The 15,947-nt window shown below is 52.3% G+C and carries 15 protein-coding genes, 11 tRNA genes and 1 rRNA gene (1 of these 27 running past the window's edge); 4 read left to right on the top strand and 23 right to left on the bottom strand.

The genetic code is table 11. The annotated features are described in order from the left end of the window. Window positions 1-22: 22 nt before the first annotated feature. Genes LOK74_RS22405 through LOK74_RS24450 form a run of 3 tightly spaced genes read left to right on the top strand, consistent with a single transcriptional unit; the run spans window position 23 to window position 1,060 of the window. Window positions 23-352, top strand: coding sequence for a helix-turn-helix domain-containing protein (locus LOK74_RS22405; RefSeq protein WP_230044218.1), 330 nt, complete (start codon window positions 23-25; stop codon window positions 350-352). Beyond that, the gene (locus tag LOK74_RS22400) at window positions 319-873 is read left to right on the top strand and encodes an IS3 family transposase (protein ID WP_230043151.1); all 555 of its coding nucleotides are present in this window, start codon (window positions 319-321) and stop codon (window positions 871-873) included. Before LOK74_RS22405 ends, LOK74_RS22400 begins: the two co-directional genes overlap by 34 nt. Beyond that, on the top strand, window positions 824-1,060 hold the full coding sequence (locus LOK74_RS24450; protein WP_420908705.1) for an IS3 family transposase: 237 nt from the start codon (window positions 824-826) through the stop codon (window positions 1,058-1,060). The genes LOK74_RS22400 and LOK74_RS24450 overlap by 50 nt, the downstream gene beginning before the upstream one ends. A 115-nt stretch (window positions 1,061-1,175) precedes the next feature. On the opposite strand, the gene glmS is transcribed toward LOK74_RS24450, so the two are convergent. From glmS to sigW, 9 genes are all read right to left on the bottom strand, one after another. Continuing rightward, window positions 1,176-3,008 carry a glutamine--fructose-6-phosphate transaminase (isomerizing) gene (glmS, locus tag LOK74_RS22395; RefSeq protein ID WP_230044217.1) on the bottom strand — a complete coding sequence of 611 codons (1,833 nt, stop codon included), beginning with the start codon at window positions 3,006-3,008 and terminating at the stop codon, window positions 1,176-1,178. A gap of 127 nt (window positions 3,009-3,135) precedes the next feature. After that, complete coding sequence (locus LOK74_RS22390; RefSeq protein WP_230044215.1) at window positions 3,136-3,345, bottom strand: hypothetical protein; 210 nt, start codon at window positions 3,343-3,345, stop codon at window positions 3,136-3,138. Window positions 3,346-3,572: 227 nt separating this feature from the next. Beyond that, window positions 3,573-4,619 (bottom strand): ABC transporter substrate-binding protein, encoded by a 1,047-nt coding sequence (locus LOK74_RS22385; protein ID WP_230044213.1) that lies wholly within the window; start codon window positions 4,617-4,619, stop codon window positions 3,573-3,575. Window positions 4,620-4,709: 90 nt separating this feature from the next. Then, window positions 4,710-5,552: an AraC family transcriptional regulator gene (locus LOK74_RS22380; RefSeq protein ID WP_230044211.1), complete on the bottom strand. Its 843-nt coding sequence runs from the start codon at window positions 5,550-5,552 to the stop codon at window positions 4,710-4,712. Window positions 5,553-5,690: 138 nt separating this feature from the next. Next, on the bottom strand, window positions 5,691-7,037 hold the full coding sequence (gene glmM, locus LOK74_RS22375) for a phosphoglucosamine mutase (RefSeq protein ID WP_230044209.1): 1,347 nt from the start codon (window positions 7,035-7,037) through the stop codon (window positions 5,691-5,693). Between the two features lie 41 nt (window positions 7,038-7,078). Further along, window positions 7,079-8,314 carry a CdaR family protein gene (locus LOK74_RS22370; protein ID WP_230044203.1) on the bottom strand — a complete coding sequence of 412 codons (1,236 nt, stop codon included), beginning with the start codon at window positions 8,312-8,314 and terminating at the stop codon, window positions 7,079-7,081. Further along, window positions 8,307-9,125 (bottom strand): diadenylate cyclase CdaA, encoded by an 819-nt coding sequence (gene cdaA / locus LOK74_RS22365; RefSeq protein ID WP_230044201.1) that lies wholly within the window; start codon window positions 9,123-9,125, stop codon window positions 8,307-8,309. Before cdaA ends, LOK74_RS22370 begins: the two co-directional genes overlap by 8 nt. A gap of 107 nt (window positions 9,126-9,232) precedes the next feature. Continuing rightward, window positions 9,233-9,856 (bottom strand): zf-HC2 domain-containing protein, encoded by a 624-nt coding sequence (locus LOK74_RS22360; RefSeq protein ID WP_230044199.1) that lies wholly within the window; start codon window positions 9,854-9,856, stop codon window positions 9,233-9,235. A gap of 22 nt (window positions 9,857-9,878) precedes the next feature. Further along, window positions 9,879-10,442 (bottom strand): RNA polymerase sigma factor SigW, encoded by a 564-nt coding sequence (gene sigW / locus LOK74_RS22355; protein ID WP_230044198.1) that lies wholly within the window; start codon window positions 10,440-10,442, stop codon window positions 9,879-9,881. Between the two features lie 180 nt (window positions 10,443-10,622). On the opposite strand from sigW, the gene LOK74_RS22350 reads away from it, so the two are divergent. Beyond that, on the top strand, window positions 10,623-10,781 hold the full coding sequence (locus tag LOK74_RS22350; protein ID WP_230044197.1) for an aspartyl-phosphate phosphatase Spo0E family protein: 159 nt from the start codon (window positions 10,623-10,625) through the stop codon (window positions 10,779-10,781). A 128-nt stretch (window positions 10,782-10,909) separates the two neighbouring features. Here the strand turns inward: LOK74_RS22350 and rocF are convergent, their stop codons facing one another. The 14 genes from rocF to LOK74_RS22280 form a co-directional block, all read right to left on the bottom strand. Continuing rightward, the gene (gene rocF, locus LOK74_RS22345) at window positions 10,910-11,806 is read right to left on the bottom strand and encodes an arginase (protein WP_230044196.1); all 897 of its coding nucleotides are present in this window, start codon (window positions 11,804-11,806) and stop codon (window positions 10,910-10,912) included. Between the two features lie 193 nt (window positions 11,807-11,999). Continuing rightward, window positions 12,000-12,221, bottom strand: coding sequence for a hypothetical protein (locus LOK74_RS22340; protein ID WP_230044195.1), 222 nt, complete (start codon window positions 12,219-12,221; stop codon window positions 12,000-12,002). A 142-nt stretch (window positions 12,222-12,363) separates the two neighbouring features. Continuing rightward, window positions 12,364-12,437 (bottom strand) — tRNA-Gly (locus LOK74_RS22335). A gap of 61 nt (window positions 12,438-12,498) precedes the next feature. Next, window positions 12,499-12,575 (bottom strand) — tRNA-Pro (locus LOK74_RS22330). Between the two features lie 19 nt (window positions 12,576-12,594). Then, window positions 12,595-12,671: transfer RNA gene (locus LOK74_RS22325), tRNA-Arg, on the bottom strand. A 43-nt stretch (window positions 12,672-12,714) separates the two neighbouring features. Then, a tRNA-Gly gene (locus LOK74_RS22320) sits at window positions 12,715-12,790 on the bottom strand. Window positions 12,791-12,798: 8 nt separating this feature from the next. Continuing rightward, window positions 12,799-12,874 (bottom strand) — tRNA-Lys (locus LOK74_RS22315). Window positions 12,875-12,878: 4 nt separating this feature from the next. Continuing rightward, window positions 12,879-12,953 (bottom strand) — tRNA-Gln (locus tag LOK74_RS22310). Between the two features lie 16 nt (window positions 12,954-12,969). Beyond that, window positions 12,970-13,054: transfer RNA gene (locus LOK74_RS22305), tRNA-Tyr, on the bottom strand. Window positions 13,055-13,076: 22 nt separating this feature from the next. After that, window positions 13,077-13,152: transfer RNA gene (locus LOK74_RS22300), tRNA-Val, on the bottom strand. Window positions 13,153-13,235: 83 nt separating this feature from the next. Further along, a tRNA-Glu gene (locus LOK74_RS22295) sits at window positions 13,236-13,312 on the bottom strand. 16 nt (window positions 13,313-13,328) lie between these two features. Further along, window positions 13,329-13,404 (bottom strand) — tRNA-Thr (locus LOK74_RS22290). Between the two features lies 1 nt (window position 13,405). After that, a tRNA-Asn gene (locus LOK74_RS22285) sits at window positions 13,406-13,480 on the bottom strand. Window positions 13,481-13,572: 92 nt separating this feature from the next. Beyond that, window positions 13,573-15,947, bottom strand: a 23S ribosomal RNA gene (locus LOK74_RS22280) (it continues 686 nt past the right edge of the window).

Genomic DNA, 15,947 nt, shown 5'->3' with positions numbered 1-15,947 from the left:
TACTTTAGGGGGTGTATTCTTTATGGCATTCAAAGGGCAAAAGTTCAAGCATTATCCAGAATCACTCAAGATGGAAGCAGTCCGTCTACATGTGGAAGAAGGCTGGAGCTACAGAAAGATTGCGGATCATCTGGAAGTTCAGGACAAGGATCGTGTTAAGGTTTGGATGAGAAAGTATCGTGAGGATGGGCAGGCTGCATTCGAGGATAGACGAGGCAATCCACACAAGGTGGAAACGGAGCAAGAGCGAGAAATTAGACGTTTGCAATTAGAGGTAGATGTCCTAAAAAAGTGGTTACAAATCTTGAATCGGGAGGGTTGCAAAACCGACACCTCGTTGTCGATGAACTGAAGGATAAGCAGAGCGTTAAGGAACTTTGTGCTTATTTAAGAATAAGCAGAAGCGGTTATTATGCCTATCTGAAGCGTAAAACGAAGAATCCAGACGGAGAACTGAAACGCAGGATCATGGCGATCTACGAGCAACGGAATAAGACTGTAGGCTACCGGCGTATTCAAGACGAGTTATGCCGTCAGTATCAAATGATCGTCAATCATAAGAAGGTTCTGCGTCTTATGCAAGAGCTAGGCATAAAAGCAATTATTCGTCGTAAGTATGTCCATCGTACAACTCGTGAAGCAGCGTTATCGGACGGAAGGATTGCTGAGAATTTGCTGCAACGGGATTTTACGGCAAGTGCTCCTAATTGTAAGTGGGTAACAGATGTAACTCAGTATCGAGTACTTGACGACAGGATTTACTTATCCACAATCATGGATTTGTGGAACGGAGAAATTATTGCGTACCACATAAGCAGTCGCAATGACAATCCACTTGTTTTGGAGACGTTTAGGAAGGTGTTCTTGTTATGACAATGCCGCTATGGAGAGCTTCTTTTCTCATCTCAAGACAGAAGCACTCTATCCTTATGATATACGAAGTATTGAAGAGGCACAAAGGCGAATTGAGGAATATATCGACTTTTATAACAATAACCGCGCTCAAAGAAAACTAAACAAGCTGGCACCTGTCGAATACAGGAACCAGCTTGCTGCCTAGGGCTTTTTTTCAATGTCCACTAAATGGGGTCTTGACCATTGACGGAATCGAGGATTTTTCGTTATGGAGCCAAAGGGGGTCTCTCTGGACAACTAAAGCTCCAACCCACTAACCCCTACTCCACCGTCACACTCTTCGCTAAATTCCGCGGCTTATCCACATCCAAACCACGGGCGACAGAGGCGTAGTAGGCAAGCAGTTGCAGAGGAATGACGGTCAATACAGGGGAGAGGAACGGCAGCGTGGATGGGATTTGTACCACTTGGTCCACGGTTTTCGCCAATTCGGTGTCACCTTCCTGCGCGAAGCCCAGTACACGGGCGCCGCGGGCTTTGACCTCGACGATGTTGCTGACCATCTTGTCGTACAGGTCAGGCTGGGTGACCAGCGCGATCACTGGCACACCTTCCTCGATCAGGGCTAGCGTGCCGTGTTTCAGCTCTCCGGCAGCGTAGGCTTCGGAGTGGATATAGGAAATCTCTTTCAGCTTCAGCGAGCCTTCCAGCGATACGGCATAGTCCAGGCCGCGTCCGATGAAGAAGAGGCTGGTCACGTCTTTGATGCTTTCGGCAAAGCGGCGAAGTCCTTCCGTGTCCTCCAGGATGGCTGCGATCTGATGCGGGATTTGTTCCAACTGCTCCACGATTGCGGCGATTTGTTCCGCTGTTTGCGTCCCTTTTACCTGTGCAAAGTAGAGGCCAAACAGGTACAGCGCCACCACCTGGGAGGTGTATGCCTTCGTGGAAGCAACCGCCACTTCCGGGCCAGCCCAGGTAAAGATCACTTCGTCCGCTTCACGCGCGACGGAGCTGCCGACGACGTTGGAGATGGCCAGCACTTTGACGCCGCGTTTCTTGGCTTCCCGCAGCGCCGCCAGGGTATCGGCGGTCTCGCCCGACTGGCTGATCACGATCATCAGGGTGCTGTCCGTCACGATCGGATCGCGGTAGCGGAATTCAGAGGCAATCGCCACTTCCACCGGAACGCGCGTCAGTTTTTCGATCACATCTTTTCCGACCAGCCCGGCGTGCATGGAAGTACCGCAAGCCACGATGTAGATCCGGTCAAACGCGGCGAGCTCCTCTGCACTCATCGTAAGCTCCGGCAGGACGATACGCTTGTTGGCCTGATCGATGCGAGGGCCGATCGTATCTCGCACCGCCTGCGGCTGTTCGTGGATCTCCTTGAGCATAAAGGAGTCGTAGCCGCCTTTTTCTGCCTGCACTAGGTCCCACTCTACACGGAACAGCTCCCGCTCCACCCGCTCGCCGCTTTCTACGGACAGCAGTTCGACGCCGTCGCGGCTCAAGACGGCCATCTCCCCTTCCTGCAGGATGTGGACGTCGCGGGTATGTTCCAAAATAGCCGGGATGTCGGAGCCGATAAAGCTCTCTCCGTCTCCTACCCCGACAATCAGTGGGCTGGCCAGACGGACAGCCACCAGTTTATCCGGCTCATGTACCGACATGATGCCCAATGCGTACGCGCCGCGCATCCGCTGCACTACTTTGCGGACGGTAGAGACTAGGTCACCGTCATAAGTGTCAGCGAGCAGGTGGGCAATCACTTCCGTATCGGTCTCCGACGCAAATGTATAGCCTTTTGCCAGCAGTTCTTCCTTGATCGACAGGTAGTTCTCAATGATCCCGTTGTGCACGACCGCAAAAGATCCGGCTGTATCCGTATGGGGATGCGCATTTTCATCCGAAGGCTTGCCGTGTGTCGCCCAGCGGGTATGTCCGATTCCCATCCGGGCTGTGAGCGGTTTTTGGTTTAAACGCTCGTCTAATACCGCCAGACGCCCTTTTGCTTTGTCCATCGCCAGACCCGACTCGGTCAGTACTGCAATGCCAGCTGAATCGTAGCCGCGGTACTCCAGCTTGCGCAGGCCTTCCACGATGATCTGCTGCGCATTCTTCTCTCCAATATATCCAACAATACCACACATACGTATGTTCCCCTTTCGTTTGACGGGGGACACACAGCCCTATGCAATTCAAATAACGGGGTGCGCCCCCGTCATCTCCTCTTTGGTTTCGCTTTTTCGTATCATCGTCCAGGTTTTGTCCGCTGGGTCACCCCACCGTTTTGTCCCTGAACTTGCGGTAGTGATACGCGCTACCGGGAGGCATCCGCCGAACCATTCGATAAACCTCCACCTCGTCCACTGCGCTCCACGCCGGGCAGCCGCAGTGCTGGCGCTTGTCGGTCAAATCATCGGTCGGTTGCGTACGACGTACTCCACTCCTCCTCTCTGCAACCTCGTATGCCGATTTGACACGCATCTACTTTACCACATAATAGGGGAAGACGACAATCGTGCTTTTTTCCCTACGTTATAGAGGTACCCGACAATTGTATTTTTTCCCCTACGTTGTATGTATGCAAAAAGGAGCGGCAGCGTGCCGCTCCTACAGCTTGTAACCTAGGTGATTCTCAGTGTTCACACGAAAACGGGGACTTGACCACCCTGAGACAGCCAAGGAGCCGGTCAGCCATGCTTTTATCGAACCTACTGCATGATCTGTTTGATTACTTCCAAGTCTTTGGCCTGACCCATCGCCAGCGGACCGACAATTTCCGTATCGATCACGAATAGATGCCCGTTTTTTACAGCTTCCAAATTGTTCCACACCTCATTTTTGTCGAGTTCCTCCAACCTGACCTCAGCCGAGTTGGTAAAATCCTCGCCGAGGAAAATGTAATCGGGATCGATATCGGCCACTCCTTCCAGGCTGATTTCGCCCCAATCCTTCATTCCCGGAAATTTGGCAAACCCCAGCCGCTCGTAATAAGGCTCCATCCGCACGCCGCCGTAATAATTAAAGCCTTTTCCCCAAGTCATCATGAATATGGCGGTTTTGCCTTGTACGCCAGTCTGAGTCATTTGCGCCGCCAAGGCATCCAGCTTCTTGTTATAGTCGGCAATATACAGGTCCGCTTTTTCCTGCTCGCCGATGACAGCTGCTACTTTCGTAATCGTGTCCTGCCAGTTTTCAGACTGGGGGATCATAATCGTATCAGCGATTTTGGAAAGCTGGTCGTAGATTTTCTCATCTTCCTCCCAGGCGATAATGACATCGGGATCGAGCTCCAATATTTTTTCCAAGTTTGCGCTGTCGCCCAGGTCGGCAATGTTTCCCTGCTTGGTGAAAGCATCATAAACCGGAAAATTTTGCAGCGATTTCAGCCCAACCACGCCGCTGACTACATCCTGCTCCCCGATCGCAAATAAATGGTCGGCATAAGGAAAATAGGTAACGACCACCTTTTTCGGTTTTTGTTTCAGCACGGTTTCTCCTTTGGCATGTTGAATCGTGATGGGGAAAGTAGTCGTCCCTGGCGAGTTCTCCGCGGCGGTAGCAGGGCTGCTTGCATCGGCGGAATCTTGACCCTCGCCGCCGGATTGTTGGCTCTCGCTGCCGACTTGGTTTCCATTTTCCGAAGCTTGTACCCCGCCTTGATCAGACTGGGCCACCCACCCGCAAGCTGCAGTCGTTGTGATGAGAACCAAAGCGATGAGGGGCAACATCCCCCACTTCTTGAAAAATGACAGCACATGCAGTTCCTCCACTTCAAAATGTGATAATGAATCTCATTTTCGGTAAAAATTATCACGAACGATCAGCAGCTTTGACATAGACAATTATCAAAACACAGGTGGATTATTTCCGCTTCGGGAACGGAATTCGCTCAGGGTGCAGCCAACGTGCTTTTTAAACAGCCTGCTGAAGTAATGGGCATCGCTATAGCCGACACTTTCCGCTATGTCACGCACGCTGCAATGGCTTGTGGCGAGCAGTTGGCCGGCCCGTCTGATCCGGTGCTGGATCACATAATCGATGGGAAACATGCCGACATATTTGTTAAACGCATACGCAAATTTTTTCTCATCCATATCGTACAGGCCGGCCAATTTACTCAGGCTCAAAGGCTCCATATAATGGCCATGTATATATTGGATGGCGTGTTCCATGGTGTTTTGGCTTTCTGCATTCCGCCGGTTGCGGGCGCTGCTTATCATTTGGTAAACCGTACTGTAGAACAGCGCTTTGGAGCGCACGGATTGCAGATGTCCGGGGGTGGTCATGGCGGTTTGCAACAAACGCAGCGTCTCCACAATCTGCGGATTTTCTACGGTTTCCAGAACATAATGGGTCCCCGTGTACCCCTCTCCTTCACCGGCAGGTGGAGTGAGCGAGTAGTGAATGAGTGCATATTCAAACCCGGATGGACCAACTGTCACGCGCAAGGCCATTTGTTTGGCGCCATGGACGATCCGGCCCGGGTACAAGTCGTAAGGCGTGCCGTTGCATTCGAAGACGGCATGTCCGCGTAGTGCAAATACAAAACCAGCATGCGGCGTAGGCCGTGAAGGGGTATGCCCATAATACCGACCAGGCTGAAGGTTGGTCATATAGACGCCATGGATCGTCAAGGCTCCATTGGCCAGCTGCCTGGCTAATTCGTTCAGGTCAACGATAGGTATCACCTGCTCCCTTGGCTATTGGCCAGTATTGTCTATTATTTTACCTGAGGTGAGAGGACGGGAGAACGCTTCTTTGCTACACGTAGACCCTTAATAAGTGAAAAGGAGCGGCATTTTGCCGCTCCTTTCGTTTGCATCGTTTTAGGCTAGCTCCTGTTTGACCACGGCAGCAATCCTCTGTACCAGTTCATCCAATTGACTGGCATCCGGGCCTTCGGCCATCACACGAACGATCGGCTCCGTCCCCGAAGGGCGAACCAGAACGCGTCCGTTGCCGGCCAACTCTGCTTCTACCTGGCGAATCGCTTCATCGATCGCCTGGTTTCCTGCAAGCTTCGTCTTATCGGCTACCGTCACATTGACCAACAGTTGAGGATACTTGCTCATGATCTGCTTCAGTTCCGATAGTGGTTTGCCGCTCTCCTTGATGATGTTCAAGAGCTGCAGTCCCGTCAGCAGACCGTCGCCAGTGGTATTATGGTCGAGAAAAATGATGTGGCCGGACTGTTCTCCTCCCAGGTTGTACCCGCCGCGAACCATTTCTTCTACCACATAACGGTCCCCTACGGCCGTCTTGGTGGTATTGATGCCGCACTCCTCCATCGCCTTGAAGAAGCCGAGGTTGGCCATCACCGTCGTAACGACAGTGTTGTTGTTCAGCTTTCCTTTCGCCTTCAAGGCACGGGCGCAGATCGCCATGATGTAATCCCCGTCTACGATCTCACCCTTGTCATCGACAGCAATGCAGCGGTCCGCGTCACCATCAAAAGAGAGACCCAGGTCCGCTTTATGCTTCAGCACTTCCTCCTGCAGTTTTTCCGGGTGGGTCGACCCGCATTGATCGTTGATGTTGACACCATTTGGGTTGGCCCCGATCGTGACGACTTCCGCTTCCACATCGGCAAACAGGCGTGCAGCCAGCGAGGAGACCGCTCCGTTGGCGCAGTCCAACACCACTTTTATCCCTTCAAACTGCTCGTTTACTGTATTTTTTAGATGTGAGAGGTACTTTTGGCTGCCCTCAAGGAACTCCAGCACAGAGCCAATTTTTTCACCCGTTGGGCGTGGCAGCGTATCTTCGGCGGCGTCCAGATGCTGTTCGATCTCCTGCTCCACCTCATCGGACAATTTAAACCCGTCGCTGCCAAAAAACTTGATCCCGTTATCGGGGAACGGATTGTGCGACGCGGAGATCATAACCCCTGCGTCTGCCCCGAGCGCTCTCGTCAGGTACGCTACTCCAGACGTCGGGATCACGCCCAGCCGCATTACTTCCGCTCCGACGGACAGCAGTCCGGCAATCAGGGCACTTTCCAGCATCTGCCCGGAGATCCGCGTATCCCGTCCGAGCACTACCTTTGGTTTTCCTTCCTGTTTGTGCCGGGTGAGCACGTAGCCACCGTAGCGGCCGATCTTAAAGGCCAGCTCCGGTGTTAACTGCTGATTGGCCACACCCCGTACACCATCAGTACCGAAATACTTCCCCATCCTTGTCCCTCATTTCTTTGCTTCTGCACTACAGCCTATGTTCATTCTTCTTTATTGGTGATTTCCACGGTTACCTGCTTGACAGATCCTGCCGCTGTCTTCACATAGTTGGGCAGATTGTAGATCACCGGAATCTCATGCACACCAGCCGGCAGGTTGCTCACGTCTACCAGAACCTGCACATCATCAACAGAGGTCTCCTCCAGGATTTGCGGAGCGCCGATCAATCCGACAGAAAGCATGGTAATTTCCTGTCCTTCCAGCGTTAACACCTTGGCCTGCTGTTCGTCCGCCAGACCGGTAATCCGGAGCGGTACGTTCTCCAGCTGCTTGGTCGTAGACGGAACGACTCTCAACGAGACTTCCAGGTATTCCGGCTCCACTTTTACCACTTTGTCCAGCAGCGGCATCTTCAACTGCAGCAGCTGATTGCTGTTGATCTTGCTAAGATCGATTGGTGGTGCTGGATACGTATTGATTTCCCGAATGACGTCTTGCGGGCCATATACCGTAACCTCTTCGGTATTCGTTTGCACACTAGCCAAACTATAGCCATCCGGCAAGTCGTTCGTCAAGTTCATTTTAAGCGGAACCACCACAAATGGACTGGTGACCGGCACGCTTACTTCCACTGTTAGTGGATTTACTTCTGCTTTGGTGATGATGTTTCCCTTTTTATCCAGTACCTTTAGCTCGGTGGTCACATCGATCTGCTCTGTCGCTTCCTCCAGATTGACGGATGCCTTCACTTCTGCCACGTCATCCACCAGGCTCTCCGGCACTCTGACGTGGACACGGTGCGGCTTCACAACCGGATTGCCAGGCGTATATCCGGGTGCCACTTGTCCCAGCAGTTCTACTTCGACCTCTTTTTCTACCGTCTGTTTTTCTTCCAGCGAAATTTCTACCATGCTCGGCGTGATCCCGATTCTGGCCTCCTCGGGAAAGCCTTTGTGCTGTACCGGGAGACGATGGGTTCCTTTCCCACGGCCTCTCGCATCGACGAACACTTCATACTGGTCAGGCGTCACCAGATTGTAGCGATAAAATGGATTGCTGCTCTCCACCATCACTTTTACCGGTGAAGGCTGCTCTACCAGGTCGTATCTCTCTGTATCATACAAAACATTGATCGCAACTCCGCCGATGTACATGGGCTGGCTCGCTTCCGTGGTCGAACCGGTGTCGCGTTCGAAGTTGACCACCATCCACATCAATACGGCCACCAACAAGGCAATACCCTTGACAAACCAGTGACTGTTCAACCATCTATCCATCTTTTCGCCTCCATTGCCAGCGGTTGCCTATGGATTTGCTTTTGACAGGTGGATGCAGAGATTCAAACATCAAATCAGCCAGTTGCTCTTCCTCTATATTACGGCGCACTTCACCGTTGAGCGCAAATGAGACCTGCCCTGTTTCTTCTGACACGACGATCGATAACCCGTCGGATACCTCGCTCATGCCGATGGCCGCACGGTGACGAGTCCCTAGCTCTTTGGAGATGGAGGGATTCTCGGACAAGGGCAGGTAACAGCCTGCAGCGAGAATGGTCTCCTTGCGGATGATCACTGCACCGTCGTGCAATGGAGTATTGGGAATAAAGATATTGATCAGCAGTTCCGAACTGACTCTCCCATTAATCGCGATACCGGTCTCAACATAGTCATTCAGTCCAGTCTCCCGCTCCACAACGATCAGCGCTCCAATCCTGCGCTTCGCCAAATAGGTGACCGACTTCACGATCTCCTGAACGATCTGGCGAGCTGTCTCCTCCTCTTCCATCGAGGCCGAACGGGAAAAGAATCGTCCTCTTCCCAACTGTTCCAATGCCCGCCGCAACTCCGGCTGAAAGATGATGACCAGTGCCAGTACACCGAAGGTGACGGCCTGAGACATCAGAAAGTGGAGGGTTGTCAACTCAAAGTAGTTGCTCAAGAGCCAGGTGATGACAATCACCAGGATTCCTTTGAGCAGTTGAACCGCCCTCGTACCGCGTATTAACATGATCAATTTATAAATGACGTACGTGACCAACAAAATGTCGATCGCGTAACGGAGCAGATTCCCGTATTCAATCGATCCCATATCGTGAAGCCCCCACATTCAGCTTCCATTCCTTCGTCTCTCTTTTTCGCCTGCATTTGCGGCAAACAGCACGGCCATGCTGCCGTGCTGCTTGTTTATATTTTCCCCTATTGGGCGAAAGGAAGCAAGTCATTTCCGACATTTTTCAGCTGGTACCAGACCCAATCAAAAATAGCTTCGATCGACTCGACATCCCCCGCGATCTGGGCAGTCGAGGCCGTGAAAACTTTACCATCAATGGCAACCACGTTCCCATCCACTTCTCCCAACACTTCCACGCTGCCGTTGCGGACGATCAAGTCACCGGTAACCGTAACCCCCTCGGGAACGACCACTACATTGCGCTGACGGTCCACCCGAAGTTGGTCCAAGTCATTGGAAGAGACCTGCAGGGTCTGATTGGGTTCAAACCAGGAGGCAACCAGACTTCCGGCCATCAGGAAAAAGAAGACGGCAGCGGCCGCTATAAACGGATGCTGTTTGAGCCAGACGGACATCAGATTCATTTTGGTCGGAGCCGGCAACTGTGCGAGTACACGCTGGGTGAAGTCGGCCGGGGCGTGCACGTGGGACGTACTTTGAACGAAGGCGATCGCTTTCTGCAGTTCATGTTTGTGGCGGCGGCAGTCGTTGCACGCCCGTAGATGTTCTTGCAGACGGTTGTTAGCCAATTCGTCAATGTCTCCATCCAGAAACTCATGAATCAGGAGACGGGATTCTCTGCATTCCATCTTCGCGAAATCTCCTTTCTGTTCACATGAATCGCAGCTTGTTGCGTAGGGCTTCCCGGCCGCGATGAATTCTCGTCTTGATGGTTGTGATGGGAAGTTGTAGGACGGCACTAATCTCCTGCAGCGTGAGATCCTCGATATAGCGCAGGATCATAATGGAACGATACTTCGGCGACAACTGCGATAAGGCTCCTTGAACAGTGTCCTGCAGTTCCTGGGTCATCAGGTTTTCTTCTGGTGTTTTGTCGGTAGAGGATAGTCGGGAATACCAATCCAATCCCTCTGTGCCCTCTACCTGTTGGTCGAGGGAAAAGTCGGGTTTCTTTTTCCGTCCCCTGTCAATACAAAGGTCGGTGGCAATCCGATAAATCCACGTCGAAAATTTATAACTCTCGTCATACGTATGCAGGTTGGCAAAGACGCGCAAAAACGTCTCTTGTGCAATATCTTCGGCTTCTTGTCGGTTGCCCGTCATGCGGTAGGCGAGTTGAAATATCTTGTCCTTGTAGATTTCGACCAGTTCAGCAAATGCATCCCGGTCACCTCGCTTTGCTCGCTGCGTCAACCGCTTTTCTACGAATTCCATGCCATCCTCCCCGGGCCGTTCTCTCTCTATACGAATAATACCTGAAGATGTTTCATTTTTTGAGTGGTTTGTGTTTCTTCATGCAGTGTTTTGGGCATAATTTCCTAGTTTGAAAATATACTGGAAGTGGTAAGGTTTACTATGCTAATCAAGATAAAAAGAAATGGAGAGTGAGTACGGATGTGCAATCAACTTGTACTGGGACAGATAGAGGAATTGCGGCAGAAGCTAAACGAGCTGTACAAGCTACACTCCGTCATCACCCCTGAACTTGTAGAACTAAGTGCGCAGTTGGATCATCTGCTGAACAAGCTCCAGCGTTCATCTATAAAAATGTAACTAGTTTTTGATGAAATGTAAAGTATCCATATCATGCAAAGAGAGAGGTTTCCCTCTCTCCTGCTTTGTTTCTGTACATGTTGTCCAATGGGCTTCTATAAAGCCTTCGCTCCGCTATCGAAGCTTTATCATAGCAGCTTGTCACCAAATACGGAGCTCATAAGCGCTACTGCTACTCGCGCCGTCATGTTTTCGCGGTCCAAGATTGGATTTACCTCCACAAACTCCGCTGAGGTGAGGACGTCTGCTTCCGCCAAAATCTCCATTGCCAGATGTCCTTCACGGTAGGAAATGCCCCCAATCACCGGTGTACCGACACCTGGTGCATCATGCGGATCAAGACCATCCAGATCAAGACTTAAATGTACCCCGTCGGTGCCCCGACTGACATGATCGATCGCTTCCTCCATTACTCGAGTCATTCCCATTCGATCGATTTCGTGCATGGTGTACACTTTCATTCCCAGTCTTTTGATCAGATCGCGCTCCTCACGATCCAAGTCACGAGCACCAATGATCACGATGTTTTCCGGTTTTACCTTGGGAGCGAAGCCGCCGATCTGCACGAGTCGCTGATGTCCATAGCCCAGCGAAGCGGCCAACGGCATGCCATGAATGTTCCCGGACGGAGAAGTTTCACCTGTGTTCAGATCTCCATGAGCGTCAAACCAGATGACGCCCAGGTTCTTCTTCTCCTGAGCCACTCCTGCAAGCGTACCGATTGCAATACTGTGGTCACCGCCCAGTACAAGCGGGAAGCGCCCTTCGCTCATGACCCGGTGCACTGCTTCCGCCAAGAGTGTATTCGCCTCAACCACTTCATCGAGATATTTATGGTTGTCCGTCTCCGAGAATGTACTGGGACGCGAAACAGGAATGTCCCCCAGATCCTCAATCGAATAGCCAAGCCCTTCCAAGCGCTTTACAACACCTGCGTATCGGATTGCGCTTGGCCCCATGTCAACGCCGCGGCGATCTGCTCCCAGATCAAGAGGAACACCTATCATGCTGATCTTCTTGTTCATTGTCCCGACCCCATCTCCTTATCTTTTGGTTATATTGTAGCCTGTGATAAGAAAATGACTCAACTCGACAAGTTTTTGTATAGTTATGAATCGCTCAGGGGAGGGTTGAGAGACAAATCCATCGGAGGAGTTGGAAGGAAGATTGGCCCTGGTGGCAGAGCATGAGGCTGTTTTTTCAGCAGAAAACGACTCTTTAATATGGTTCTCCGGTTGTTCCGAAGAGCATCCTCACTTTCACGTAAATACGTATGGGGAGATTGGGAAAGACAAAAGCCAACTCACCTTCCTGAAGGGAAGGGATCTCCTCTGGAGTTTCAATGACATACGGAATATCCAGAGCACGCAGCGCATCCGTATATTTCTTGGCATCATGCCAAGCTACGACGAAATAAAACGATTTTTTCAAAAAAATCACTCCTGTACTCATCGTAGCAACGAGAAAAAGGCAAAGAAACTCGTGGATTGCCGATCTACAGTGGGGTCAATTGTTGCACTCAGGGGTATAAAAAGGAAAAAACGAGCAACCTCAATTGGGCCACTCGTCGTTCGCAAAATAATGGAGCGGGTGATGGGAATCGAACCCACGCATCCAGCTTGGAAGGCTGGAGTTCTACCATTGAACTACACCCGCATACATCGAAATCCCCGAAAAGAGTAGATGAACAGGTCTCTTCCCTCTCTGGGGTAAGTTATGGTCGGGAAGACAGGATTTGAACCTGCGACCCCTTGGTCCCAAGCCAAGTACTCTACCAAGCTGAGCTACTTCCCGACTAAAAGATAAGTGGATATGGCGTGCCCTGAGAGATTCGAACTCCCGACCTTTTGATTCGTAGTCAAACGCTCTATCCAGCTGAGCTAAGGGCACATACAATTGAAAAGGCTAACGAGATATTGTTTATATAGGAAACTGGAGCGGACAACGGGGCTCGAACCCGCGGCCTTCGCCTTGGCAAGGCGACGCTCTACCAGCTGAGCTATGTCCGCATCATACATGGTGAGCCATGAAGGACTCGAACCTTCGACCCTCTGATTAAAAGTCAGATGCTCTACCAACTGAGCTAATGGCTCCCAATGGCTGGGGTACTAGGATTCGAACCTAGGAATGACGGAGTCAAAGTCCGTTGCCTTACCGCTTGGCTATACCCCAACGTCATCAGAAATCATGGTGGGGAGAGACGGATTCGAACCGCCGAACCCAGAGGGAGCAGATTTACAGTCTGCCGCGTTTAGCCACTTCGCTATCTCCCCATGTGAAAGACTTTGGAACGAATGGTGGAGGCTGACGGGATCGAACCGCCGACCCTCTGCTTGTAAGGCAGATGCTCTCCCAGCTGAGCTAAGCCTCCATATTACACCCCACAAAGTACGTGTCTCCTTCACAACACAGTGAGGGATCGTCCGTTCCTTTGCGGGGACAACTAGCAAGATATGGTGACCCGTAGGGGATTCGAACCCCTGCATGACAGCGTGAAAGGCTGCTGTGTTAAACCGCTTCACCAACGGGCCGTAAGAAAAGGAATAATGGTGCTCCCGACAGGAATCGAACCTGCGACCTCTTCCTTACCATGGAAACGCTCTACCGACTGAGCTACAGGAGCATGGCTCCTCAGGACGGACTCGAACCGCCAACCTACCGGTTAACAGCCGGTTGCTCCACCATTGAGCTACTGAGGAACAGTATGAGGTGCCACGAGCAGGCGATGATGCCTGTGCCAGTCACACCTTCAAAACCGGATAACGGGTGTATAGACGAAGGAAAAGAGAGTGTGGATAAGTCCTCGACCGATTAGTATTCGTCAGCTCCACGCGTTGCCGCGCTTCCACACCGAACCTATCAACCTCATCGTCTCTGAGGGGTCTTACCAGCTTGCGCTGTGGGAAGTCTCATCTTGGAGGGGGCTTCACGCTTAGATGCTTTCAGCGCTTATCCCGTCCGCACATAGCTACCCAGCTGTGCCACTGGCGTGACAACTGGTGCACCAGCGGTGCGTCCATCCCGGTCCTCTCGTACTAAGGACAGCTCTCCTCAAACTTCCTGCGCCCGCGACAGATAGGGACCGAACTGTCTCACGACGTTCTGAACCCAGCTCGCGTACCGCTTTAATGGGCGAACAGCCCAACCCTTGGGACCTACTACAGCCCCAGGATGCGATGAGCCGACATCGAGGTGCCAAACCTCCCCGTCGATGTGGACTCTTGGGGGAGATAAGCCTGTTATCCCCAGGGTAGCTTTTATCCGTTGAGCGATGGCCCTTCCATGCGGAACCACCGGATCACTAAGCCCGACTTTCGTCCCTGCTCGACTTGTAGGTCTCGCAGTCAAGCTCCCTTGTGCCTTTACACTCTACGAATGATTTCCAACCATTCTGAGGGAACCTTTGGGCGCCTCCGTTACCTTTTGGGAGGCGACCGCCCCAGTCAAACTGCCCACCTGGCATGGTCCTCGCACCCGATCAGGGTGCCGAGTTAGAAACTCCGTACATCAAGGGTGGTATCCCAACGGCGCCTCCCCCGATGCTGGCGCACCGGATTCTCAGGCTCCCACCTATGCTGTACATGATGCACAAAGTTCCAATACCAGGCTACAGTAAAGCTCCATGGGGTCTTTCCGTCTTGTCGCGGGTAACCTGCATCTTCACAGGTATTATGATTTCACCGGGTCTCTTGCCGAGACAGCGCCCAAGTCGTTACGCCTTTCGTGCGGGTCGGAACTTACCCGACAAGGAATTTCGCTACCTTAGGACCGTTATAGTTACGGCCGCCGTTTACTGGGGCTTCGGTTCAAAGCTTCGCTTCTACCCACCGAACACAAGCTTACGCTCGCGTTCGGCGGGGCCCAGAAGCTAACTCATCCCCTTAACCTTCCAGCACCGGGCAGGCGTCAGCCCCTATACTTCGCCTTGCGGCTTCGCAGAGACCTGTGTTTTTGCTAAACAGTCGCTTGGGCCTTTTCACTGCGGCCCCCTCGGGCTCAGCCCACCTGACACAAGCTTACGCTCGTGTCAGGCGGGGACCCTCACCCTACCGGGGCGCCCCTTCTCCCGAAGTTACGGGGCCATTTTGCCGAGTTCCTTAGCAAGAGTTATCCCGCGCACCTTAGGATTCTCTCCTCGCCTACCTGTGTCGGTTTGCGGTACGGGCACCTTGTTCCTCACTAGACGCTTTTCTTGGCAGTGTGAAATCAGGGACTTCGGTACTTGTATTTCCCTCGCCATCACAGCTTGTGCTGGATGGTATGCGGATTTGCCTGCATACCACACTTGCTGCTTGGACGGCCATCCAGTAGGCCGCTCACCCTATCCTCCTGCGTCACGCCCTCGCTCAAACGGAACAAAGGTGGTACAGGAATATCAACCTGTTGTCCATCGCCTACGCCTTTCGGCCTCAGCTTAGGTCCCGACTAACCCTGGGAGGACGAGCCTTCCCCAGGAACCCTTAGGCTTTCGGTGGACAAGATTCTCACTTGTCTTTTCGCTACTTACACCGGCATTCTCACTTCCAAGCGCTCCACCGCTCCTTCCGGTACGGCTTCACCGCTGCTTGGAACGCTCCCCTACCCAGTCCGTACGGACTGCCATAGCTTCGGTGGTACGTTTAGCCCCGTTACATTTTCCGCGCAGAGTCACTCGACCAGTGAGCTATTACGCACTCTTTAAATGGTGGCTGCTTCTAAGCCAACATCCTGGTTGTCTGGGCAACTCCACATCGTTTCCCACTTAACGTACACTTGGGGACCTTAGCTGATGGTCTGGGCTGTTTCCCTCTTGACGATGGATCTTAGCACTCATCGTCTGACTCCCGGACATAAGTCATTGGCATTCGGAGTTTGACTGAGTTCGGTAACCCGATGAGGGCCCCTAGCCCAATCAGTGCTCTACCTCCAAGACTCTCACTGGACCCACCGAACCCAAGCTTACGCTCGTGTTCGGCGGGGTCCCATCCGAGGCTAGCCCTAAAGCTATTTCGGGGAGAACCAGCTATCTCCGAGTTCGATTGGAATTTCACCGCTAGCCACACCTCATCCCCGCACTTTTCAACGTGCGTGGGTTCGGGCCTCCAGTAGGTGTTACCCTACCTTCACCCTGGACATGGCTAGATCACACGGTTTCGGGTCTACGGCAACGTACTTGCGCCCTGTTCA

Source organism: Brevibacillus humidisoli (assembly GCF_020923435.1).
Classification (GTDB): domain Bacteria; phylum Bacillota; class Bacilli; order Brevibacillales; family Brevibacillaceae; genus Brevibacillus_E; species Brevibacillus_E humidisoli.
The sequence above is the reverse complement of the archived record's forward strand: the minus strand, read 5'-3'. Positions and strand labels throughout refer to the sequence as shown.